Here is a 22,189-nt window from a genome sequence, read left to right on the forward strand (position 1 = left end):
CGCCTCCGCCTGCTGGAGCGCTTCCGGGAGCGCTAGCCGGCGGACCGTGGTGCGCGCCGCGCAGGAGCGGCTCGCCGCCGCGTGGACGACCACCGTGCGGCGGCACGACCGGGGCGCGGCGGTCGCCACGTTCGCGCACGAGGTCGTCGCCGTGGTGGGAGCGGACGGCGACGATTCCGGGCCGATGTCCGGTGGACCGGTCCAAGCGATCGTGAAGGAGGCCGCCGCCGTCTTCGCCGAGCACCGCCGGACGTTCTCCACCGGCGTCAGCCGCACGGTCGACACGCCCGCCGGGCTGCCCGAGGCGTACGAGCAGGCCGTCAAGGCGGTCCGGGTCGGCCGCCAGCTGCACGGCGCCGGGGCCCGCGCGCACTTCGACCAGCTCGGCGTCTACCGGCTGCTGAGCCTGGTGTCGGATCCGGCGGAGCTGCACGCGTTCGTCCGGGAGACGCTCGGCGAGCTGGCCGGCGACGACGAGCCCGAGCTGGTCGACCTGCGCCGCACCCTCCAGGTGCTGCTGGAGACCAACCTCAACGTCGCCGAGACGGCCCGCCGGCTGCACTTCCACTACAACACGCTGCGCTACCGCATCGGGAAGCTGGAACGGATGCTCGGCCCGTTCACCGAGGACGCCCACCTGCGGCTCAACCTGACGCTGGCGCTGCACGTGCTGCGCATGCGCGGCATCTGACGAGTGACCCGACGAGTGACCTGACGAGTGACCTGACGAGTGAGACCCGGCCCGCCGGGTGATAACTGATCCTGCCGGAACCGTGCCCGTCTCCCAACCCGGGGGCGGTCCTTTGGCAAGAGTCGCCGATGCCTGCTGACCAGGGTCGTTCTAGGTTGCGCGCAAGGCCGTGGACGACCCGTCACCCAGCGGGCCCGGCAGGACACCCAGGGAGGGTGCGCATGGCGTCTGGACCGGGCAGATGGGGCTGGCGGCTGCACGGGGACGGGAAGACCCCGCCGCCCGGTGAGGTCGTCGCGCCCGACGAGCGGCTGTCGTGGCCGCGGACGGCGGGCATCGGCGCGCAGCACGTGGTGGCGATGTTCGGCGCGACGTTCGTCTTCCCGCTGGTGATGGGGCTGGACCCCAACCTCGCGGTGATGATGTCCGGCGTCGCGACGATCCTGTTCCTGCTGATCGTGCAGGGGAAGGTGCCGAGCTACCTGGGCACCAGCGCCTCGTTCGTCGGCGGCGTCTTCGCGATCCGGGCGGGCGTCGACAGCGCGCAGGCGGACGCGTGGGTGACCGGGGCGATCCTGGTCGCCGGGGTGGTGCTGGCGCTGTGCGGCATCCTGATCCACGTCCTCGGCGGCGGGCTCATCCACCGGGTGTTCCCGCCGGTGGTGACCGGCGCGGTGGTGATGCTGATCGGGTTCGGGCTGGCGTTCGTGGTCGCCGACACGTACTGGCCGCAGGACCACTGGGTCGCGCTCGTCACGATGACGTTCGTGTTCCTGGTCATGGTGCTGTTCCGCGGCTTCCTCGGCCGGATCGCGATCCTGCTCGGGCTGGTCTTCGGGTTCGCGCTGTCGTGGGTGCTCGACCGGGTCGCCGGCCCGGTCACCGCCGTGCTGCCCGGCCAGAACCTCATCGGGCCGGACGGGCGGACGTGCCAGCCTGAGGGCACGTACTGCGTGGCGACCGCGTTCCCGCACGACCGGGTGAGCTTCGACGCCGTGAAGTCGGCCGACTGGTTCGGGCTGCCGCAGATGCACGCGCCCGACTTCAAGATGTCGGCGATCCTGCTGGTGCTGCCCGCCGTGATCGCTCTGATCGCCGAGAACACCGGGCACGTCAAGGCGGTCGGCGAGATGACCCGCACCGACCTGGACCCGCTCATCGGCCGGACGATCTTCGCCGACGGCGCCGCGACGGTCGTCACCACGTCGGTCGGCGGCTCGCCGACCACCACGTACGCCGAGAACATCGGGGTCATGGCGGCGACCCGGATCTACTCCACCGCCGCGTACTACGTGGCCGCGCTGATCGCGATCGCGTTCGGGCTGTGCCCGAAGTTCGGCGCGCTGGTCGCGGCCACGCCCGGCGGGGTGCTGGGCGGCGTCACGGTGATCCTGTACGGGATGATCGGCCTGCTCGGCGCCAAGATCTGGGTGGAGAACCGGGTGGACTTCGCCGACCCGGTCAACATGGTCCCGATCGGCGCCGGGATCATCCTCGCGCTGGGCCCGGTCGTGCACACGATCGGCGACGACTTCAAGCTGGAGGGCATCGCGTTCGGCACGATCGTCGTCCTGGCGGGCTACCACCTGCTCCGCTGGATCTCCCGGCGCGTGGCCGGTCCCGGGGCGGGGGAGCCGGCCCCCGCGGCGGGCGGCCCGGCGGGCGCGGGCGGCGGCGCCCGGCCGTGAAGCCGCCTCCCTTCGAGTACGCCGCGCCGGAGACGGCCGCCGAGGCGCTGCGCGCCCTCGCGGACGGCGACGCCAAGGTCCTCGCGGGCGGGCAGAGCCTCATCCCGCTGCTCAACATGCGGCTCGCCGCGCCGGCCCGGCTCGTCGACGTCAACGGGCTGGCCGAGCTGGACACCGTGGAGGCCACCGGCGCGGGCGTGCGGATCGGCGCGCTCGCCCGGCACGCCCGCGTCGAGCGCGACCCCGCCGCCGCGTCCGTGCAGCCGCTGCTCCGGCAGGCGCTGCGGCACGTCGCGCACCCGGTGATCCGCAACCGCGGCACGGTCGTCGGCAGCCTCGCGCACGCCGACCCGGCCGCCGAGCTGCCCGCCGTCCTGGCCGTCCTCGGCGGCACGGTCGAGGCCGCGTCCGTGCGCGGGCGGCGCACCGTACCGGCCGCGGAGCTCTTCACCGGGCCGCTGGAGTCGGCGCTGCGCCCGGACGAGCTGGCGGTGTCGGCGTTCTTCCCGGCCGCGCCGCCGCTGACCGGCACCGCGTTCGCCGAGATCGCGCGCCGGCACGGCGACTACGCGCTCGCCGGCGTCGCCGCGGTCGTGGAGCTGGACGACGACCTGCGCGTGACGTCCGCCCGCGCCGGCTACCTGGGCGTGGCCGCGACCCCGCTGGTCCTGGACCTGACCGAGGCCGCCGCGCCCGCCGTCCGCACCGGCGACTGGCCGGCCGTCGCCGCGTACGCGCGCGAGCGCCTCGACCCGGACGCCGACCTGCACGCGAGCGCCGCGTACCGGCGCCACCTGGCCGGCGTCCTCACCGAGCGCGCGCTGCGCGCCGCGACGAGCGAGGCACTGCGACGGGAGCCCTGACATGCCCGAGCCGGAGGAGATGCTGGAGATCGCGCTGACCGTCAACGGCGTGCACCGCGGCGCCCGCGCCCCCGCCCGGCGGCTGCTGTCGGACCTGCTCCGGCACGATCTGGGCCTCACCGGGACGCACGTCGGCTGCGAGCACGGCGTGTGCGGCTGCTGCACCGTCCTGATGGACGGCGAGCCGGTCCGCTCCTGCCTGACGCTCGCCGCCACCGCCCGCGGCCACGAGATCACCACGGTGGAGGGGCTGGCCGGGCCGGACGGCGGGCTGTCGCCGGTGCAGCGCGCGTTCCAGGAGTGCCACGGCCTGCAATGCGGCTTCTGCACGCCCGGTTTCCTCTGCACGGTCACCGCGCTGCTCCGCGACAACCCGGACCCGACCGAGGACGAGGTCATCGAGGGCATCTCGGGCAACCTGTGCCGCTGCACGGGCTACCAGAACATCGTGAAGGCCGTTCACCGCGCCGCCGAGATCACCAGGGAGTCGTGATGGGGACGCGCGACTTCGGCGAGCCGGTCCCGCGCCGCGAGGACCCGCGGCTGCTCACCGGCCAGGGGCGCTTCCTGGACGACCTCGGCCGCGGCGCGCTCGCCGCGGCGTTCGTCCGGTCGCCGCACGCCCACGCCCGCGTCACCGACATCGACGTGTCGGACGCGCTCGACGTGGACGGCCTCGTCGCCGTCTACACGCACGAGGACCTCCCCGGCCGCGTGGGCGAGCCGCTCCCGCTGCTCATCCCGCACCCGTCGCTGACGCACGGCCGTACCGCTTACCCGCTCGCCCGCGACGTCGTCCGGCACGTGGGCGAGCCGGTCGCCATGGTCGTCGCCCGCGACCGCTACCTGGCCGAGGACGCCGCCGAACGCGTCCGCGTCGAGTACGAGCCGCTGCCCGCCGTCGTCGGCATCGAGAACGCCGAACGCGCCGCGCACCTCGTCCACGACGACGTGCCGGGGAACGTCGCGGCCGTCCTCCACCAGGACACCGGCGACGTCGAGGCCGCGCTCGCCGCGGCCCCGCACGTCCTGGAGTTCCGGCTGGACATCGAGCGCAGCGCGTCCATGCCGCTCGAAGGGCGCGGGGTGTACGCGCGCTGGGACGCCGACGACGCGTCGCTGCGCGTCTACACCTCGACCCAGGCGTCCACGAGCGTGCGCGCCGCCATCGCCGCCAAGCTGGAGCTGCCGCCGTCCCGCGTCGAGGTGATCGCGCCGGACGTCGGCGGCGGCTTCGGCGTGAAGATCGTCCATCCGTGGCCGGAGGAGATCCTGGTCCCGTGGGCGGCGCGGCTGCTCGGCCGGGAGCTGAAGTGGGCCGAGGACCGCCGCGAGCACTTCGTCGCCGCCGCGCACGAGCGCGGCCAGGTCCAGCACGTCCGCGCGGGCTTCGACGGCGACGGGCGGCTGCTCGGCCTGGACGTGCGGATCCTGCACGACCACGGCGCGTACACCCCGTACGGGATCATCATCCCGATCGTCACGTCCACGCAGCTGCTCGGCCCGTACAAGCCGGGCGCGTACCGGGCCGAGGTGGTGAGCCTCTACACCAACACGCTGATCGTCACCCCGTACCGCGGCGCGGGCCGCCCGCAGGGCGTGTTCTGCATGGAGCGGACGATGGACCGGATCGCCGACCACCTCGGCCTCGACCGGGCGGCGGTGCGCGAGGCGAACATGATCCGGCCCGACGAGTTCCCGTACGACCAGGGCCTCACGTTCCAGGACGGCCGCCCGCTGATCTACGACTCCGGCGACTACCCCGAGCTGCTGCGCAAGGTGAAGGAGCTGATCGGCTGGGACGGCTTCGAGGAGCGCCGGGCCGCCGCGGCGCGCGCCGGCCGCCGCATCGGGATCGGCCTCGGCTGCTACGTCGAGGGCACCGGCGTCGGCCCGTACGAGGGCGGCCACGTCGAGATCGACTCGGCCGGCCGGGTGCACGTCTCGACCGGCCTCACCTCGCAGGGGCAGGGCCACCAGACCGTCTTCGCCCAGATCGCCGCGTCCGAGCTGGGCGTGCCGATCGAGGACGTGCGGGTCACCACGGGCGACACGCGCCGCTTCGGGTACGCGGTCGGCACGTTCGCGTCCCGGGCCGCCGTGATGAGCGGCAACGCGATCGCGCTCGCCTGCCGCAAGGTCCGCGCGAAGGCGCTGCGGATCGCCGCCGAGGCCCTGGAGGCCGACCCGGACGACCTGGACATCACGGACGGCGTCGTGCACGTCCGCGGCGACCGGACCTCAGCGGTCCCGCTCCGCACGGTCGCGGTCCTGTCCAACCCGCTCCGCTACGCGTTCGACGAGGAGACGGCGCGCGCCACGCAGTTCGCCGTCGGCGCGCCGCCGACCGAGCCGCCCGTCCCGCGCGGCGAGGAGCCCGGACTGGAGGGCCGCGACTACTACTCGCCCGTCCGCTCCACGTTCGCCGCCGGCGCGCACGCCGCGATCGTCGAGGTCGACCCGGACACCGCCGAGATCGCGATCCTCCGCTACGCGGTCGTGCACGACTGCGGCCGGCTCATCAACCCGATGGTCGTCGAGGGCCAGATCCACGGCGGGGTCGCGCAGGGCATCGGCGGCGCCCTGTACGAGCGGATGGCCTACGACGCGTCCGGGCAGCTCCTCAACGCCTCGTTCATGGACTTCCTGATGCCGTACGCGAGCGAGATCCCGCGGATCGAGACCGACCACCTGGAGACGCCGTCCCCGCTGAACCCGCTGGGCATCAAGGGCGCCGGCGAGGCGGGCGTCATCCCGGTCTCCGCCGTGATCGCCTCCGCCGTCGAGGACGCCGAGGGCCTCCGGATCGACGCGATGCCGCTCGCCCCCGACGACCTCTTCCACCTGCGCCTGCGCGCCGCCTCCGACGCGTCCCTGCGCACCCGGCGGGGTCAGGGCTTGGCGGGGGACGCCGGGGGCTTGTCGGGGGCGTTGCCGCCGAGGGACTTCGGCAGGTAGTTCTCCACGGCCGCCGTCTTGAAGCCCTGCTGCTGGATCCACCCGAGGATCGTCTTGAACTGCTCGGCGAGCCCCTTGCGGTAGTGCATGAGGACGATGTCGCCCGGCTTGAACCCCTTGCCGCCGTCGCCGCGCGCGAAGCCGTTGAAGCCCACGCCGGGGCCGGTGGTGCCGTTGTAGAACTCCGCCGACCACAGCATGATCGACTTGATCCCGCACTCCTTGGCCATCCTGCGGGTGGTCTCGTTCATGCTGCCGAACGGGGGCCGGAAGATCTCCGGGCGGCGGCCGTACTGCTGCGCGATCGTGTCGGACGCCTCGCAGATCTCCCGCTTCTGCTTCTCCGGCGGCTGGAGCGCCATGTTGAGGTGGTTGACGGTGTGGTTCTCCATCACCGACCCGGCGTTGCGCATCGCCCAGAAGTACTGGCCCTGCCCCTTGACGTACCGGGTGGTCAGGTACGTCATGATCGGCACGCGTTCCTTGCGCACCAGGTTCACGAACTCGGGGTCGTACTCGTAGCCGTCGTCGATGGTCAGGAAGACGACCTTCTCCTGCGTGTCGATGCGGCTGATGACCGGCGGCAGCCCGTCCGGCGCCGGCTGCGGCGGCTTCCAGGAGCCGGGCTTCGGCTTCGGCCACTGCTGGTCCTGCAGGACCGAGGTGAGCTGGGTCCGCATGGACGGGCCCTCTTCGCCGCCGGACGCCTGAGCGCGCACGGACGGCCACGTTCCCGCGGCTACGCCGATCACGCCTGCGGCCACCGTCGCGACCACGGGCATCGTTCCTCGCATCAGCCGCGTTCTCCGTTCGGTACGTCGAGACCAGGGGGTATGCATCGGTTGACGCGCGGGGGCCGGGGAGGGTTCGCGCCCCGATGCAAGAACATTCTCCACCTGTACGGGCGGAACCGGGCGTATCTGCCCAACTCTCGGCGTGTGCTCGGCACAACTTGCCGTACGGCCCCGCGACCGCCTTCCGTAAGGTCGTCACATGAAGGTCACCGGCAGTGCCAATGTGGCGGCGCCCCTCCCTCGGGTATGGGACGCGCTGCAGGATCCCGCCGTGCTGGCCCGGACGATCCCGGGCTGCCGCTCCCTTGAGGAGACCGGGCGCGACGCTTACAAGATGACCGTGACGGCCGGGGTCGCCTCCATCAAGGGGACGTACGTGGGCCGCGTCGAGCTGGCCGATCCGGACCCGCCGCGCGCGTTCACGCTGCGGGCGCGGGGCCAGGGCGCGCCCGGGACGGTCGACGCCACCGTGCGGGTGCGGCTGTCGGAGGACGCGGGCGGCACGCGGGTCGACTACGACGCGGACGCGGTGGTCGGCGGCATGATCGGCGGGGTCGGGCAGCGGATGATCGGGTCGGTGGCCCGGCGGACGGCGGGGGAGTTCTTCGCCGCGGTGGAACGGTCGCTCACCGGGGCCGGACCCGCCGAGACGCCCCTCCACGAGGCCGAACCGGCGAGGCCCGGCGTCCATCCGGCGGCACGGCCCGCAGCGGCGGCGGCGGTCCCGGGGGTCGCCGCGTTCGCGGCGGGCGGGGCGGTGGCGCTGGCGGGCGTCGTCGTTGGGTACGTCCTGGGACGCCGGACGAGAACCTGACCCGGGAGGTCACGATGAGGCCCTTCACCGCGGCGGCCGTGCAGCTGGCGCCGGCCCCCGGCCCGCTCACGCCCGCGACCGTGCGCGACAACATCGCCAACGCCACCGGCTGGATCGCGCGGTGCGTCCGGGAGTCCGGCGCCGAGCTGGTCGTCCTTCCGGAGACGTGCACGACCGGGTTCGCGCCCGGCGTGGACGCGGCGGAGCTGTGGGAGCTGGTCTCCGCGATCCCCGGGCCGGTCAGCGAGCCGTTCCAGGAGGCGGCCCGCGAGCAGGGCGTGCACGTGTGCTTCGGCACGTACGAGCGCGGCCCGGATCCGGGGACGGTCTACAACTCGGCCGTCCTCGCCGGCCCGGACGGCTCGGTGCTCGGCGTCTACCGCAAGACGCACCCGTTCCGGCTGGAGGACGTCCGGCACGGCGGCTGGACCACGCACGGCTCCGACGTGTGCGTCGTCCCGACCGAGCTGGGCCGGATCGGGATGGCGATCTGCTTCGACGGGGACTTCCCCGAGCTGTGGCGCATCCAGGCGGTGCGCGGCGCCGAGCTGGTCTGCCGCCCGTCGGCGCTGCTGCGCTCGGCCGACATCTGGGAGCTGACGTGCCGCGCCCGCGCGTACGACGAGCACGTGTACGTGGTGGGCGCCAACGCGGTCGGCGCCGATCCGGCCGGCACGCTCTACTTCGGCAACTCGATGATCGTGTCGCCGGTCGCCGAGGTGGTGGCGCGGGCCGCCAGCCACGAGGGCTGGGCCGCGGCCCGGCTCGACCCGGACGCCGCGCTGGGCTCGCTCACCCCCGGCTCGTCGGTCCCGCACGGATTCGACCACCTGGCCGAGCGGAACCTGGCGCTGTACGAGAGGCACGCGGCGGAGCTGTTCGCCCCGGCCGTGACGCCGTTCCCGCGCAAGGGGCGGGACTGAGGCGGCGGCCCGGGGCGCGCCCCCGGACCGCCGCCGCCGGATCAGCCGACGCCGACCAGGTCCACAACGAAGATCAGCGTCTCACCGGGCTTGATCCGCGGGCTCGGGCTCTGGTTGCCGTACGCCAGGTGCGGCGGGATGACCAGCTTGCGGCGGCCGCCGACCTTCATGCCGGCGATGCCCATGTCCCAGCCCTTGATGACCTGGCCGGAGCCCAGGGTGAAGTCGAGCGTGCCGCCCCGGTTCCAGGAGGCGTCGAACTCCTCGCCGGTCGAGAAGGCGACCCCGACGTAGTGCATCGACACCTTCTGGCCCTTGGTGGCCTCCGGGCCGTCTCCCACGGTGATGTCGGTGATGTCGAGGTACTCCGGGGGCTGCCCCTCCGGGAAGTCGATCTCGGGCCGTTCAAGCGCCATCGTTCGGGCTCCAGCGATGTAGGTCGGAAGAATCGCCCCAGCCTAGTGCCCGTCGCGAGTCGCCAAAGAACGACGCGCTCATTGGCATATCGCGACGGTTCGCCGCGAGGCGGCGCGGGGCAGGAGGATGACCATGACGGCACGGCTGCGGATCGGGATCGACACCGGCGGGACGTTCACCGACGTCGTGGCGCTGGACGAGGACACCGGCGAGATCACGACCACCAAGACCCCGTCCACCCCCGCCGATCCCGCCGAGGGCTTCCTGGCGGGCGTCGCCAAGATCCTTGAGGGGCGTCCCGGGGCGGCCGTCGCGGGGCTCGCGCACGGGACGACCGTCGCGACGAACCGGCTGCTGGAGGACCGGATCGAGGGCCTCGGGTTCGTCACGACCGAGGGGTTCGGGCACCTGCTGGAGATCGCGCGGCAGAGCGTCCCGGACGGCTACGGCAACTCCTACTTCTGGGTCAAGCCGCCGCGGATCGTGCCCGTCCACCGGGTGCGGGAGGTCGGCGGGCGGCTCGACCACACCGGTGCCGAGCTGCGGCCGTTCGACGAGGCGGGCGCGGTGACGGCGGCCCGCTGGTTCCGCGAGCAGGGGATCGCGGCGATCGGCGTGTGCTTCCTGCACTCCTACGCCGACCCGTCGCACGAGCTGGCGATGCGGGAGGTGCTGCGGCGCGAGCACCCCGAGGCGGTGGTGTCGCTGTCGTGCGAGGTGCTGCGCGAGTACCGGGAGTACGAGCGGTCGGTCACGACCCTGGTCGACGCCGCGGTCAAGCCCGTCATGTCCCGCTATCTCGCCCGGATCGCCGAGCGGGCGCCGGCCCGCCTGCACGTGATGAAGAGCAACGGCGGCGTGCTGTCCGCCGAGGAGGTCGCGCACCAGCCGATCACGACCGTGCTGTCCGGCCCGGCCGCGGGGGCGCTCGGCGCCGCGTTCGTCGCGGCCCGCGCGGGGCGCGGCTCCGTCGTCACCCTGGACGGCGGCGGCACCTCCACCGACGTCGCGGTGATCCTGGACGGCGAGCCGGCGCTGACCACCGAGGGCGCGATCGGCCGCCACCCGGTCCGGATCCCGATGATCGACATCGTGACCGTGGGCGCCGGCGGCGGCTCCATCGCCCGGATCTCCCCGGAGGGCGCCCTGAAGGTCGGCCCGCGCAGCGCCGGGGCCGACCCCGGGCCGCTCTGCTACGGCCGCGGCGGCACCGAGCCCGCGGTCACCGACGCGCACGCCGTCCTCGGCCGCATCCCGCCGCACCTGCTCGGCGGCGAGATCCCGCTGGACGTCGATGCGGCCCGTACCGGCCTGGCGGCGCTCGCCGGGCGCCTCGGCCTCACCCTCGAACGCGCCGCCACCGGCATCCTGGAGATCTCCGCCTGGAACCAGGCCAACGCCATCCGGCAGATCACCGTGGAACGCGGCCTGGACGTCCGCGACTACCCGCTGGTCGCGTTCGGCGGCTCCGGCCCGCTGCTGTGCTGCCGGCTGCTGGACGTCCTCGGCCTGCCCGCCGCCGTCGTGCCGGAGAACCCCGGCAACGTCTCGGCGTTCGGCCTGCTGACCGTGGACGTCCGCAACGACCACGTCCGCACCCGCGTCATGCGCGACACCGAGCTGGACCTGGCCGCCGTCGCGGAGACGTTCGCGGGCCTGGAGTCCGAGGCCGCCGCCGCCCTCGAACGGGAGGGGTTCGCGGCCGGGGCGCGGCGCCTCGCCCGCACGGCCGACCTGCGCTACTACGGCCAGGCGTTCGAGGTACGGGTCCCCGCCCCGCCCGGCGAGGTGACCGGGGCGTTCCGCGCGGAGGTGGTCCGCCGCTTCCACGACGCCCACGAGGCCCTGTACGGCTACTGCCACCGCGACGACCCCCGCCACCCGGTCGAATGGGTCAACTACCGCGTCTCCGGCATCGGCCCGATCGAACGGCCCCGCATGGACGAGCGCCCGCCCGGCGACAAGGACGCGTCCCGCGCCCGCACCGGCACCCGCCGCGTCCACTTCGGCGAGGACTGGACGGACACGCCCGTCTACGACCGCGCACGGCTGGCCCCCGGCGACACCGTCGAAGGCCCGGCCGTGATCGAGGAGTTCGGCTCGACCCTCCCGCTGCACCCCGGCTTCCACGCCGCCGCCGACGGCCACGGCAACCTGGTGGTGACCCGCGTATGACTACAGATCCGATTCTGCTGGAGATTGTTGAGGGGACGCTTGCGTCGGTCGAGCGGGAGGTGGAGACGGCTATCGCGCGGACGGCGCGGTCGCCGATGATCCGGGATGCGCACGACTTCCGGGCCGGGATCCACGACCGGCGGCTGCGGAAGCTGACCGGCCGCTCGTACTCGGCGCTGGTCCAGCCGGTCGCCCGCGACTTCCCGATCGAGACGATGCGGCCCGGGGACGTGTTCTTCCACAACGACGTCTACCTGTCCGAGGGCGGCATCGGCCACCTGCCCGATCTGTGCGTGACCGTGCCGGTGTTCCATGAGGGCGAGGTGGTCGCGTTCGTCCAGGCGTTCGGGCACCACGACGACATCGGGGGAGCGGTGCCGGGCTCGATGCCGAGCCATGCGCGCAGCGCGTTCGAGGAGGGCCTGATGGTCCCCCCGATCAGGCTGTACGACCAGGGGGTGCCGAACGAGGCGGCGCTGCGCATCATGATCCGCAACTCGCGGATGCCCGACTCGCTGGCCGGCGACCTGGACGCCGAGTGCTCGGCTTGCCTGATGGGCGCCCGCCGGCTCGCCGAGCTGTTCGCCAGGTACGGCCGCGCCGCCGTCGAGGAGTGCTTCGACGCGATCATCGGCAACACCACCCGGACGTTCCGCCGCGAGCTGCTCGCCAAGATCCCGGACGGCGCGTACGTGTGGGAGGACTACGCCGAGCACGACGGCGTCGACCCGCCGCGCCTGCACGCGCAGCGCATCACGCTCACCGTCGACCACGCCGCGGAGGTGCCGCTGGTCATCGACTTCACGGGGACGTCCCCGCAGGCCAAGGGGCCCATCAACCACGCGGGCGACTACGCGGGCGGCGTCTTCCTCAAGAAGTGGCTCGCGCCGATCCTGCGGAATCTCGCCGACACCCCGGAGCGGGCCGCGGAGCTGGACGTCAACGAGGGCGTCGTCCCGCTGATCGAGATGCGCTTCCCGGAGAAGGGCACGCTGCTCACCCCGGTGTTCCCGGCGCCGACCAACGCCCGCACGTTCGTCATCCTGCGGCTGCTCGGCGTCCTCGCGGGCGTCCTGGCGAAGGCCACCGGCGGGCGGATGCCCGCAGACCAGGAGACGATCCGCTACACCGGCGTGTACGGCGAGGACGACCGCGGCCCGTACCTCATGCGCGAGGTCCTCGGCGGCGGCTCCGGGGGCCGCCCGTACGCCGATGGGGAGGACACCGTCCACATCGTCCCGGACTCGCGGAACATCCCGGCCGAGTTCGCCGAGGCGCGCTGGCCGTTCGTCGTGGAGCGCCTGGGCCTGGCGGCCGACTCCGGCGGGCCGGGCGAGCACCGCGGCGGCCTCGGCTACGACAAGCACATCCGGATGCTGCGCGACGCGAGCTTCATGTCGATCGCCGACCGGTCCATCCTGTCGTGCTGGGGCGTGAACGGCGGCCGCGCGGGCCGGCCGTTCCGTGTCGAGATCGACGGTGAGGAGCTGGACGGCCTGGTCGACGACCGGCCCGTCCGCGCCGGGCAGGTGATCCGGATCCGCACCACCGGGGGCGGCGGCTGGGGCGATCCCCTCGACCGCGATCCGGCCCGCGTCGCCGCCGACGTCCGCGACGGCAAGGTCACGCCGGCGGGCGCCCGCGACGACTACGGCGTGATCATCGTCGGGGACGGCTGCGACGAGCGGGCCACCGCGGCGCTCCGCGAGCGGCTCCGCGCGACCCGTCCCGCGCCCGCGTTCTTCGACCGGGGCCCGGGCTTCCCGGTGCTGTCGGGCGGGCGGGCCGCCGCCGACGTCGACTAGCCGGGCAGGGCGGCGCCATCGACGATCAGGTCGGCCCGGCGGCGGGTGGCGTCGGCGGTGAAGTGCGCGCGCTCGCGCTCCGTCCAGGCGTCCCAGGCCGCGGCGAACACGGCGCCGTCGCGGGCCAGGACGCGGGCGCGGCGGAGCGGGCGCGGCGCGTCGATCCAGATCCGGTACGCGGCCGGGCAGCCCCGCCAGGCGGCGCCGACCCCCTCGACGATCATGACGGGGGCGGGCGGGACCTCCTCCTCGGGTCCGTAGACCTCGTCGTGCCAGTGGAAGCGGCGCAGCCGCGCCGGGCGGCCGGCGCGCAGCGGGGCGAGGACGCCCGTCTCGAACGGCGGCCACCAGGTCAGCGGATCGGCGTCCCAGGGAACGCGGAAGTCGTCGGAGCCGATCAGCGGCGCGCCGTCCAGGGCGGCGGCCAGCCGCCGGGCGAACGTGGACTTGCCCGCGCCGCTGGGGCCGTCCACGGCGACCAGGCGGACGGGCCCGCAGGACGGGGGCAGCGCGCGCAGGCGGGCGGCCAGGCCAGGATGGTCGGGCAGGTGAGGGCGGTCGGGCGTCGGTTCCGGCACGAACGGCATACTGCCCGAGAAGACCGCCGGACGAGAGGGACGCTTGATGCTCGGTGAGGCACGCGACATGACGATCACCGTCGATGGCCGGACGCTGCACCGCGCCGAGCTGATGGAACGGGCCGCGGGGGTGGCCGCCGAGATCGCGGGCGCGGCGGCGGTGGCGGTGCACGCGACGGCGTCGCTGGAGACGGTGGTGGGTGTGGTGGGCGGGATCCTCGCCGGCGTGCCGGTCGTTCCGCTGCCGCCGGACTCGGGGCCGGACGAGCGGGCGCACATCCTCACCGACTCGGGCGCCGACCTGCTGCTGGCGGCGCGCGGCGCCTACGAGGGCGGCGAGGGGCCGCCGCTCGTCCCGGTGGACGAGGTCCCGGCCGGGACGTTCCGCGAGATCGAGCACCCGGCGGACGCGGCCGCGCTCATCCTCTACACCAGCGGCACGACCGGCGCGCCGAAGGGCGTGCTCATCTCGCGGCCGGCGATCGCGGCGGGCCTCGACGCGCTCGCGGAGGCGTGGGAGTGGACGCCCGCGGACGTGCTGGTGCACGGGCTGCCGCTGTTCCACGTCCACGGCCTGGTCCTCGGGGTGCTGGGGGCGCTGCGGGCCGGGTCGCCGCTCGTCCACACCGGGCGGCCGCGTCCCGAGGCGTACGCGGCGGCGGCGGCCGCGGCGGGCGGCTCGCTGTTCTTCGGCGTCCCGACCGTCTGGTCGCGCGTCTGCGCCGACGAGGCCGCCGCGCGGGCGCTGCGCCCGGCCCGCCTGCTGGTCTCCGGGAGCGCGCCGCTGCCCGTCCCGGTGTTCGAGCGGCTGGCCGCGCTGACCGGGCACGAGCCGGTCGAGCGGTACGGGATGACCGAGACCCTGATCACGGTCAGCGCCCGCGCGGGCGGCGACCGGCGGCCCGGCCACGTCGGGCTGCCGCTGCCGGGGGTGCGGACGCGGCTGGCCGCCGAGGACGGCGCGCCCGTGCCGGCCGACGGGCAGACCCCCGGCGAGCTGCACGTCCGGGCGCCGATGCTGTTCGACGGGTATCTCGGCCGGCCGGAGGCCACCGGCGCCTCGTTCACCCCGGACGGCTGGTTCCGCACGGGCGACATCGCCACGATCGGCCCGGACGGCTGGCACCGGATCGTCGGCCGCGCCTCCACCGACCTGATCAAGAGCGGCGGCTACCGGATCGGGGCGGGCGAGGTCGAGAACGCGCTGCTGGCCCATCCCGGCGTGCGGGAGGCGGCCGTGCTCGGCACCCCGCATCCCGACCTGGGCGAGCAGGTGACGGCGTTCGTCGTGGCCGACGGCGTGGACGGCCCGGCGCTGATCGCGTTCGTCGCCGAGCGGCTGTCGGCGCACAAGCGGCCGCGCACCGTGCACCTGGTGGACTCCCTGCCCCGCAACGCGATGGGCAAGGTCGTCAAGACCCGGCTGCGCTAGAGGGGGAGCCGCAACACCGTGACCGGCCCGGCGGTCACGAGTTCGACGCCCGGCGTGGGGCGCGGCTCGGCGGGCCGCCCGGAGGCCGTGCGGAACGCGCAGTACAGGCCGTCCTCCGCGCGCCACACGCGCACGTCGGCGGGCTCGCGCAGGCGGGCCGAGACCTCGCCGGCGGCGATCACCAGCAGCGCCGCCCGGTTGCCGATCACTCCGTGGCGGGCCGCCTGGGCGGCGACGAACCCGCTGACCTCGGCCGGGTCGTCGCCGGCCGCCATCCCGGGGGTGCCCCGCGGCGGCTCGGGAACGGTCTCCTGTGCCTCCATCCCGCCCGAGGCTACTCCCGCACCCGGCGTGCCCGGTGCATCACCCCCCGGCGCGCGCGTCGTATCGTGATCATCCGTGACCTTCGAGGAGCGCCCGTGACCCTGCTGCGCAACGCCCGGCTGCCCGGCCCGGACGGCGGCCCGTTCGACATCGAGATCGACGGCGGCCGGTTCGGCCGGATCCTGCCGGCCGGGCAGGGCACCGGGGAGACGTTCCTGGACGCGGCGGGCGCGCTGGTCGGCCCGCCGTTCGTGGAGCCGCACGTCCACCTCGACACCACCCTCACCGCCGGGGAGCCGCGCTGGAACGCCTCCGGCTCGCTCTGGGAGGGCATCGCGGTCTGGAGCGAGCGCAAGGAGACGCTGACCCGCGAAGACGTGATCGACCGCGCCTCCGAGGTACTGCGCTGGTACGCGGCCAACGGCGTCCTGCACGTCCGCAGCCACGTGGACGTCACCGATCCCGGCCTGGTGGCCCTGGACGCGATGCTGGAGGTCCGCGAGCGGGTCCGGGACGTGATCGGGCTCCAGCTGGTCGCGTTCCCGCAGGAGGGCATCGTCTCGTACGAGAACGGCGCGGAGCTGCTGGAGGAGGCCGCGCGGCGCGGTGCCGACGCGATCGGCGCCATCCCGCACTTCGAGGACACCCGCGAGGACGGCGTCCGCTCCCTGGAGATCGCGTTCGACATCGCCCAGCGGTACGGGCTGCGGCTGGACGCGCACTGCGACGAGATCGACGACGAGCAGTCGCGGTTCGTGGAGGTGCTGGCCACCCTCGCCCGGCGCGGCGGGCTGCGCGAGCGCGCGACGGCCTCGCACACGACGGCGATGGGCTCGTACAACGGGGCGTACTCGTACAAGCTCCAGCGGATCCTGGCCCGCTCGGGCGTCAACCTGGTCTGCAACCCGATGGCGAACCTGTGCCTCCAGGGGCGCTTCGACGCGTACCCCAAGCGGCGCGGGCTGACGCAGGTCAAGGAGATGCTCGGCGCCGGGGTGAACGTCGCGTTCGGCCACGACGACGTCATGGACCCGTGGTTCCCGCTCGGGACGGCCTCGCCGCTCCAGGTCGCGCTGGTCGGCATCGCCGCGGCGCAGCTCACCGGCGCCGCCGAGATCGACGAGGCGTTCGCCATGATCACCTCGCGGGCGGCGCGGGTGCTCGGCCTCGGCGACGGCTACGGCATCGCGGAGGGCCGCCCGGCGTCGTTCGTGGTGCTGCCCGCGGCCTCGCCGTACGACGCCGTCCGCCGGCAGACGCGGCCGTCGCACGTCGTCAGCCGCGGCCGCCTCGTCGCCGAGACCCCGGCCGCGCCGACCCGCCTCACCTGGCCGGGCCGCGACCCGGAGAACGTCGACTTCACCCGCGCCCGCGACCGCGCCTAGAGGCCGAGGGCGGGCAGGACGGGGGCGAGCAGGGCGCGCGCCTCCGCCGCCGGGATGTCGGGGCCGTCCGGGCCGTCGGCGACGTAGCGCAGGAAGCCCTGCTGGAAGCAGGCGCCCATGAGGAGGGCGGCGACGGCGTCGGGGTCGGCGGACGCCGCCACCCGGCCCAGCGCCTGCTCCTCGCGCAGGTACGCGGCCACCGACTCGGGGACCATGTGCGGGCCCGCGCCGTACTGGCGCATCGAGTCGCGGGTGGACGCCATCAGCTGGGGCTGCGCGGCCATCGACGCCATCATCGGGAACGCCCGCAGGTAGAAGTTCAGGCCGCGGTGGATCAGGTGGGCCAGGTTGGCGGCGACCTCCCGCTCGCCGGGCGACGGCCCGCCCTGGAACGCGGGCATCCGCTCCTTCAGGACGCACAGGATCAGCTCTTCCTTGTCGCGGAAGTGCTTGTAGAGCAGTGCCTCGGAGTAGCCCGCCGCGCGGGCGATCTCCTTGGTGGTGGTCCGGGCGGCCCCGCGCGACCGCATCACCTCGGCGGCGGCGTCCAGGATCTTCTCTCGCGCGCTCATCGCTCCCCAGCTTGACAGACGGGTGGATCCTACCCAGGCTAGGGGGTGAGTGAATATTCACCAACCCCGGGAGGGAACGATGAGGATCACTGTCTTCGGGGCGACCGGCGGCACGGGCGTCGAGGTGGTGCGGCAGGCGCTGGCCGCCGGGCACGAGGTCACCGCCGTCGTGCGCGACCCCGCCAGGCTGCCCGCCGAGCTGCGCGAGCGCGCCGAGGTCGTCCAGGCGGACGTCATGGACCCCGAGGCGATCCGGCCCGCCGTCGCGGGCCGGGACGCCGTGATCAGCGCCCTCGGCCCCCGCGGCCGGGGACCGACGACGATCTGCACCGACGGCATCCGCAGTATCGCGGCGGCCTGCGAGGCGGCCGGCGTCCGGCGGGTGCTGATGGTCAGCGCGAGCGGCCTGGCCGCCGACGCCGGGGACGGCGCCGTCACCCGGTACGTGGTCAAGCCCATGATCCTTCAGCGGCTGCTGCGGCACGCGTTCGCCGACATGAGCGAGGCCGAGTCCGTCCTGGGCGGGACCAAGCTGGACTGGACCGTCGTCCGGCCGCCGCGGCTGCTCGACAAGCCCGGCAAGGGCACGTACCGCCGCGCCCTCGACCTCAACGTCCGGCGCGGCTTCCAGATCCCCCGCGCCGACGTGGCCACCGCCCTGCTCGACCACGTCCAGGACCAGGGGTCGGTCCGGCACATCGTCACGATCGCTACTTGACAGCTGTGCCACCTGACGGCTGCGCCACATGACAGCTGTCACGCCGAACCGCTGACAGCGGCTTCTACCGGCGCGCGGGCCCGCTCGCGAGGCTTGGGGCATGCAGACGAACGCAGCCATCCAGGTGCAGGACCTGCGCCGCCGGTACGGGGACTTCGAGGCCGTCGCCGGCGTGTCTTTCGAGGTCGGCGAGGGCGAGCTGTTCGCCCTCCTCGGCACCAACGGCGCCGGCAAGACCACCACGCTGGAGACCCTCGAAGGGTTCCGGCCCGCCCAGGGCGGCACCGTGCGCGTGCTCGGCCGCGACCCGCACCGCGAGCGCCGCGCCGTCCGCCCGCACCTGGGGATCATGCTCCAGGAGGGCGGGCTGTTCCCCGACCTCACCGTCGCCGAGACCGTCGACCACTGGCGCGGCTTCACCCCGAACCCCCGCACCCGGGCCGAGGCGCTCGGCATGGTCGGCCTGGACGACAGGGCGGGCGTCCGCGTACGGCAGCTGTCCGGCGGCCAGAAGCGCCGCCTCGACCTGGCGCTCGCCCTCCTGGGCCGCCCCCGCGTCCTCTTCCTGGACGAGCCCACCACCGGCATGGACCCCGAGGCCCGCCACGCCACCTGGCGGACCGTGCGGGAGGTGGTCGCCGGCGGCACCACCGTCCTGCTGACCACCCACTACCTGGAGGAGGCCGAGCAACTCGCCGACCGGCTGGCGATCATGCACCGGGGCCGGATCGAGGTCGCCGGCACGGTCGCCGAGGTCGTCGCGGGCGGCGGCGACCGCATCACCTTCCAGGTCCCCGACCGGGTCGAGATCGCGGGGCTGCCCGTGCTGCGCGGCGCCGCCGCCGAGGTCTCGGTGAACGGCGGCCGCCCGGTCGCCACGTACGGCGTCGCCGCCGCCGGGCTCCAGGACGCCCTGCGCGAGCTGCTCGGCTGGGCCGACGCGGCGGGCCTCGCCCTCCCCGGCCTCCAGGCCCGCAGCGCCTCCCTCGAAGACGTGTTCCTGCACACTGCGGAAGAAGGAGCGGCACGATGAAGAACGCGGCCCGCATCGCGCGGCTCGACCTGACCCTGCTGTGGCGCAACAGGACGGGCATGTTCACCGTCGTCGGCATGCCGGTGATGTTCGCGGCCCTGCTGCTGCGCGCCGGCGACGACGCCGTCGCCCAGGGCGCCGAGATCCTCGGCATGTTCCTGCTCTTCGCCGTGTTCAGCCACCTGGTCTCGGTGTTCACCGCCCGCCGCGAGGATCACTCCCTCAAGCGGCTGCGCGGCACGTCGCTGTCGGACGCCGAGATCCTCGGCGGCAGCGTCCTCGCCGCGGCCGGGATGTACGCGGTGCAGGCGCTGGCGCTGCTGGCCGTCATGGGCATCGCGCTCGGCGGCGGCCTCCCCGCCGACCCGCTCCTCATGCTCGCGGGCATGGCCGGCGGCGTCGCCGTCTTCGCCGTGCTGGCGTTCGTCGTCTCCGGGCTCAGCCCGACCGCCGAGAGCACCCAGCTCACCGTGCTGCCGATCCTGTTCGCCTGCCTGTTCGGCGTGATGCTCCCGGTGGACGCGATGCCGGGGGCCGTCCAAGAGGCGGTGCGCTGGATCCCGCTGGCCCCGGTCACCGAGATCATCCAGACCGGGTACCTCGGGCGGGACTTCACCTCCGCCGGCGACCACGCCCCGCTCGGCTTCACCGAGGCCTGGACGGCCTGCCTGCGGCCGTTCGCCGTCCTGCTGCTGTGGGCCCTGGCCGGCCGCGCCGCCGCGGCCCGCCGGTTCCGCTGGGAACCGCGGCACGCCTGAGCGGATAACGTACCGGGGGAAAGGGGACTCGATGGGCGCGACGACGGCCGAACTCGAGGAGCGCGCGGCCGGCCGGCTGGAGAGCTACCGCCGGGTCATGTACCGGACGTTCCTGTTCTCCGCCGCGGCCGTGGCGATGCCCTGCGCGGCCGCCCTGGCGAGCGCGTACCGCGAGGGAGAGATCGGCCTCCCGATCACCATCGCGGCGGCGCTGGGGACCGTCCTGTTCCTCCGCTACAACACCCGGCTGATCAGGACCGGCCTGAAGGGGCGGCTGCCGCGCCGCGACATCGCCGCCAGCGGGGCGCTGGCGCTGGTGCTCAGCCTGATGATGCTCACCCACCCGCTGTGGTGCGTGGTCCCGGTCTTCTGGGTCTCCACGGTCGCGCTGTGGGTACGGTCGTGGCGCCGGCAGGCCGCGCTCTGCGCGGCCGCGGGGCTCGTGTGCGCGGCGGTCATCTCCTTCGCGGACGGCCCGCCCGGGCACTGGACCGTACCGCTCCTGGTCTTCGGGGTCTTCACCGCCGCCTCCGCCGCCGCGCTCTACACCAACGTCTACTACCGGCGGATGTGGGACCTGCACCAGGAGGCGGACGCGGCCCGCGAGGCCCAGGCCCGGCTCGCCGTCACCGAGGAGCGGCTGCGCTTCTCCCGCGACCTGCACGACCTCCTCGGCCACAGCCTCTCCCTCATCGCCGTCAAGAGCGAGCTCGCGATGCGCATGGCCGAGGACGACCCGGCCCGCGCCCGCGAGGAGATGGCCGACGTCCGCCGCGCCGCCCGCGACGCCCTCCGCGAGGTGCGCGCCGCCGTCCGCGGCTACCGCGCCGTCGAGTTGGACGCCGAGCTGGCCGGCGTCCGCGCCGTGCTGGAGGCGGCCGGCGTCCGCTGCGAGATCGGCGCCCCGCCCGACCTCGCGGAGGACACCCGTACCGTGCTGGCCTGGGTGATCCGCGAGGGCGCCACCAACGTGATCAAGCACAGCGAGGCGGCCCGCTGCGCCATCTCCATCGCGCCCTATGGTGATTCGGTGGTCTTGGAGATGAGCAACGACGGCGCCCGCGCGTCCGGCGGCGCCCCCGGTTCCGGCCTCGCCGGCCTGGCCGAGCGCGTCGAGGTCCTCGGCGGCACCCTGACCGCGACCCGGCAGGGCCGCGATGGCTTCCTGCTCCGCGCGGTCGTCCCGGCATGATCAGGATCCTGCTCGCGGACGACGAGCACCTCATCCGCGGCGCCGTCGCCGCCCTCCTCAACCTGGAACCCGACCTCCAGGTGATCGCCGAGGTCGGCCGCGGCGACGAGGTCGCCGCCGCCGTCGCCGAGCACGCCCCCGACGTCGCCGTCCTGGACATCGACATGCCCGGCGCCGACGGACTCACCGTCGCCGAGCGGCTGAACGCCGCGGGCGCCCCCTGCGCGATCTGCATCCTCACCAGCTTCGGCCGCCCCGGCTACCTCCGCCGCGCGATGGCCGCCGGCGTCCGCGGCTTCGTCGCCAAGGACGCCCCCACCGAGGAGCTGGCCACCGCCATCCGCAAGGTCCACACCGGCGGCCGCTACCTCGACGCCGAACTCGCCGCCAGCGCCATGGCCGCCGGCGACAACCCCCTCACCGCCCGCGAACGCGAGATCCTCCGCCTCATCGGCGCCGGCACCGAGACGTCCCGGATAGCCGCCCTCCTCCACCTCTCCGAGGGCACCGTCCGCAACTACCTCTCCTCGGCGATGACGAAACTCGGCGAATCCAACCGCCTCGCCGCGATCCGCGCCGCCCGCGAGATGGGCTGGATCTAGGCCATCCCCAGCTCGCGGGAGAAGGTCTGCACATCGGAGATCACCCAGTACTCCGCGAACCTGCCGCCCTCGGCCCGCAGGACGTCGTGCCCGCTGAACGACACCGTCGTTCCCTCGGGAACGGTCGCCCCGGGCATGCCGCCCTTGTAACTCCCGCTGAAGGTCCAGCGTGCGGCGACCCGGTCGCCATCGACGATCGGCCCCACGTCCAGGGTGACCTTGACCCCTTCGAACGGGGCGTGCCCCTGCGCGAGCGTCTCGATCAGCTGGTCCGCGCCCCGTACCTCAAGGCCCGGCCAGTGCCCGACGAAATCGGATGTGACGAGTTCCCGCGCGAGCCCGAAGTCCCCGGCCCACATCTCCAGCAGCCACCGCTCGTACAGCCTCCCGACCATGCCCCCTCCCGTACCCCCAGGACAGGGTTTCCGAACGGAAACAGCGCCCTCCCGACCGGCTGCCGCGCGCCG

General features: G+C 74.3%; 22 protein-coding genes. 16 read left to right on the forward strand and 6 right to left on the reverse strand.

Annotated elements, in window-relative coordinates; translation table 11 throughout:
* The 5 genes from AB0881_RS34085 to cutA form a co-directional block, all read left to right on the forward strand.
* The coding region (locus AB0881_RS34085; protein ID WP_366623744.1) for a helix-turn-helix domain-containing protein at nucleotides 1-691 on the forward strand (691 nt) is incomplete at its 5' end.
* 221 nt (nucleotides 692-912) lie between these two features.
* Nucleotides 913-2,379, forward strand: coding sequence for a solute carrier family 23 protein (locus AB0881_RS34090; RefSeq protein WP_366623746.1), 1,467 nt, complete (start codon nucleotides 913-915; stop codon nucleotides 2,377-2,379).
* Nucleotides 2,376-3,242, forward strand: coding sequence for a xanthine dehydrogenase family protein subunit M (locus tag AB0881_RS34095; RefSeq protein ID WP_366623748.1), 867 nt, complete (start codon nucleotides 2,376-2,378; stop codon nucleotides 3,240-3,242). Before AB0881_RS34090 ends, AB0881_RS34095 begins: the two co-directional genes overlap by 4 nt.
* A gap of 19 nt (nucleotides 3,243-3,261) precedes the next feature.
* The gene (locus tag AB0881_RS34100; RefSeq protein ID WP_366623811.1) at nucleotides 3,262-3,735 is read left to right on the forward strand and encodes a (2Fe-2S)-binding protein; all 474 of its coding nucleotides are present in this window, start codon (nucleotides 3,262-3,264) and stop codon (nucleotides 3,733-3,735) included.
* Entirely contained in the window at nucleotides 3,735-6,200 is a 2,466-nt protein-coding gene (cutA, locus tag AB0881_RS34105; protein ID WP_366623750.1) for an aerobic carbon-monoxide dehydrogenase large subunit, read from the forward strand. The genes AB0881_RS34100 and cutA overlap by 1 nt, the downstream gene beginning before the upstream one ends.
* On the opposite strand, the gene AB0881_RS34110 is transcribed toward cutA, so the two are convergent.
* Entirely contained in the window at nucleotides 6,134-6,919 is a 786-nt protein-coding gene (locus AB0881_RS34110; protein WP_366623752.1) for a polysaccharide deacetylase family protein, read from the reverse strand. The genes cutA and AB0881_RS34110 overlap by 67 nt on opposite strands.
* A gap of 274 nt (nucleotides 6,920-7,193) precedes the next feature.
* Between AB0881_RS34110 and AB0881_RS34115 the strand changes: the two genes are divergently transcribed.
* Both AB0881_RS34115 and AB0881_RS34120 read left to right on the forward strand, forming a co-directional pair.
* The gene (locus AB0881_RS34115) at nucleotides 7,194-7,808 is read left to right on the forward strand and encodes a carbon monoxide dehydrogenase subunit G (RefSeq protein ID WP_366623754.1); all 615 of its coding nucleotides are present in this window, start codon (nucleotides 7,194-7,196) and stop codon (nucleotides 7,806-7,808) included.
* A 14-nt stretch (nucleotides 7,809-7,822) separates the two neighbouring features.
* A complete protein-coding gene (locus AB0881_RS34120; protein ID WP_366623756.1) occupies nucleotides 7,823-8,731 on the forward strand; it encodes a carbon-nitrogen hydrolase family protein in 909 nt (302 codons plus the stop codon).
* A gap of 41 nt (nucleotides 8,732-8,772) precedes the next feature.
* Here AB0881_RS34120 and AB0881_RS34125 read toward each other — a convergent pair whose 3' ends face one another.
* Nucleotides 8,773-9,147, reverse strand: coding sequence for an FKBP-type peptidyl-prolyl cis-trans isomerase (locus AB0881_RS34125; protein ID WP_366623758.1), 375 nt, complete (start codon nucleotides 9,145-9,147; stop codon nucleotides 8,773-8,775).
* 133 nt (nucleotides 9,148-9,280) lie between these two features.
* On the opposite strand from AB0881_RS34125, the gene AB0881_RS34130 reads away from it, so the two are divergent.
* Both AB0881_RS34130 and AB0881_RS34135 read left to right on the forward strand, forming a co-directional pair.
* A complete protein-coding gene (locus tag AB0881_RS34130) occupies nucleotides 9,281-11,323 on the forward strand; it encodes a hydantoinase/oxoprolinase family protein (protein ID WP_366623760.1) in 2,043 nt (680 codons plus the stop codon).
* Nucleotides 11,320-13,128, forward strand: a complete 1,809-nt coding sequence (locus tag AB0881_RS34135; RefSeq protein ID WP_366623762.1) for a hydantoinase B/oxoprolinase family protein — start codon at nucleotides 11,320-11,322, stop codon at nucleotides 13,126-13,128. The genes AB0881_RS34130 and AB0881_RS34135 overlap by 4 nt, the downstream gene beginning before the upstream one ends.
* Here AB0881_RS34135 and AB0881_RS34140 read toward each other — a convergent pair.
* Nucleotides 13,125-13,706: a hypothetical protein gene (locus tag AB0881_RS34140; RefSeq protein ID WP_366623764.1), complete on the reverse strand. Its 582-nt coding sequence runs from the start codon at nucleotides 13,704-13,706 to the stop codon at nucleotides 13,125-13,127. The genes AB0881_RS34135 and AB0881_RS34140 overlap by 4 nt on opposite strands.
* Nucleotides 13,707-13,773: 67 nt before the next feature.
* Here AB0881_RS34140 and AB0881_RS34145 point away from each other — a divergent pair, with 67 nt between their 5' ends.
* Nucleotides 13,774-15,138 (forward strand): acyl-CoA synthetase, encoded by a 1,365-nt coding sequence (locus AB0881_RS34145; RefSeq protein WP_366623813.1) that lies wholly within the window; start codon nucleotides 13,774-13,776, stop codon nucleotides 15,136-15,138.
* Here AB0881_RS34145 and AB0881_RS34150 read toward each other — a convergent pair.
* Nucleotides 15,135-15,461, reverse strand: a complete 327-nt coding sequence (locus AB0881_RS34150) for a hypothetical protein (RefSeq protein ID WP_366623766.1) — start codon at nucleotides 15,459-15,461, stop codon at nucleotides 15,135-15,137. The two genes, AB0881_RS34145 and AB0881_RS34150, sit on opposite strands and share 4 nt — an antisense overlap.
* A 96-nt stretch (nucleotides 15,462-15,557) precedes the next feature.
* Between AB0881_RS34150 and codA the strand changes: the two genes are divergently transcribed.
* On the forward strand, nucleotides 15,558-16,847 hold the full coding sequence (codA, locus tag AB0881_RS34155) for a cytosine deaminase (RefSeq protein WP_366623768.1): 1,290 nt from the start codon (nucleotides 15,558-15,560) through the stop codon (nucleotides 16,845-16,847).
* On the opposite strand, the gene AB0881_RS34160 is transcribed toward codA, so the two are convergent.
* Entirely contained in the window at nucleotides 16,844-17,419 is a 576-nt protein-coding gene (locus AB0881_RS34160; protein ID WP_366623770.1) for a helix-turn-helix domain-containing protein, read from the reverse strand. The genes codA and AB0881_RS34160 overlap by 4 nt on opposite strands.
* Nucleotides 17,420-17,498: 79 nt before the next feature.
* Here AB0881_RS34160 and AB0881_RS34165 point away from each other — a divergent pair, with 79 nt between their 5' ends.
* The 5 genes from AB0881_RS34165 to AB0881_RS34185 all read left to right on the forward strand — a co-directional run bounded on the left by AB0881_RS34165 (nucleotide 17,499) and on the right by AB0881_RS34185 (nucleotide 21,722).
* Nucleotides 17,499-18,137 (forward strand): SDR family oxidoreductase, encoded by a 639-nt coding sequence (locus AB0881_RS34165; protein ID WP_366623772.1) that lies wholly within the window; start codon nucleotides 17,499-17,501, stop codon nucleotides 18,135-18,137.
* Nucleotides 18,138-18,237: 100 nt separating this feature from the next.
* The gene (locus AB0881_RS34170) at nucleotides 18,238-19,170 is read left to right on the forward strand and encodes an ABC transporter ATP-binding protein (RefSeq protein WP_366623774.1); all 933 of its coding nucleotides are present in this window, start codon (nucleotides 18,238-18,240) and stop codon (nucleotides 19,168-19,170) included.
* The gene (locus AB0881_RS34175; RefSeq protein ID WP_366623776.1) at nucleotides 19,167-19,928 is read left to right on the forward strand and encodes an ABC transporter permease; all 762 of its coding nucleotides are present in this window, start codon (nucleotides 19,167-19,169) and stop codon (nucleotides 19,926-19,928) included. The genes AB0881_RS34170 and AB0881_RS34175 overlap by 4 nt, the downstream gene beginning before the upstream one ends.
* A gap of 31 nt (nucleotides 19,929-19,959) precedes the next feature.
* On the forward strand, nucleotides 19,960-21,120 hold the full coding sequence (locus AB0881_RS34180) for a histidine kinase (RefSeq protein ID WP_366623778.1): 1,161 nt from the start codon (nucleotides 19,960-19,962) through the stop codon (nucleotides 21,118-21,120).
* Nucleotides 21,117-21,722, forward strand: a complete 606-nt coding sequence (locus AB0881_RS34185; RefSeq protein WP_366623780.1) for a response regulator transcription factor — start codon at nucleotides 21,117-21,119, stop codon at nucleotides 21,720-21,722. Before AB0881_RS34180 ends, AB0881_RS34185 begins: the two co-directional genes overlap by 4 nt.
* Here the strand turns inward: AB0881_RS34185 and AB0881_RS34190 are convergent.
* Nucleotides 21,719-22,117: an ester cyclase gene (locus AB0881_RS34190; RefSeq protein ID WP_366623782.1), complete on the reverse strand. Its 399-nt coding sequence runs from the start codon at nucleotides 22,115-22,117 to the stop codon at nucleotides 21,719-21,721. The genes AB0881_RS34185 and AB0881_RS34190 overlap by 4 nt on opposite strands.
* Between the last annotated feature and the right edge of the window lie 72 nt (nucleotides 22,118-22,189).

This window comes from Spirillospora sp. NPDC029432 (genome assembly GCF_040703975.1).
Taxonomy (GTDB): domain Bacteria; phylum Actinomycetota; class Actinomycetes; order Streptosporangiales; family Streptosporangiaceae; genus Spirillospora.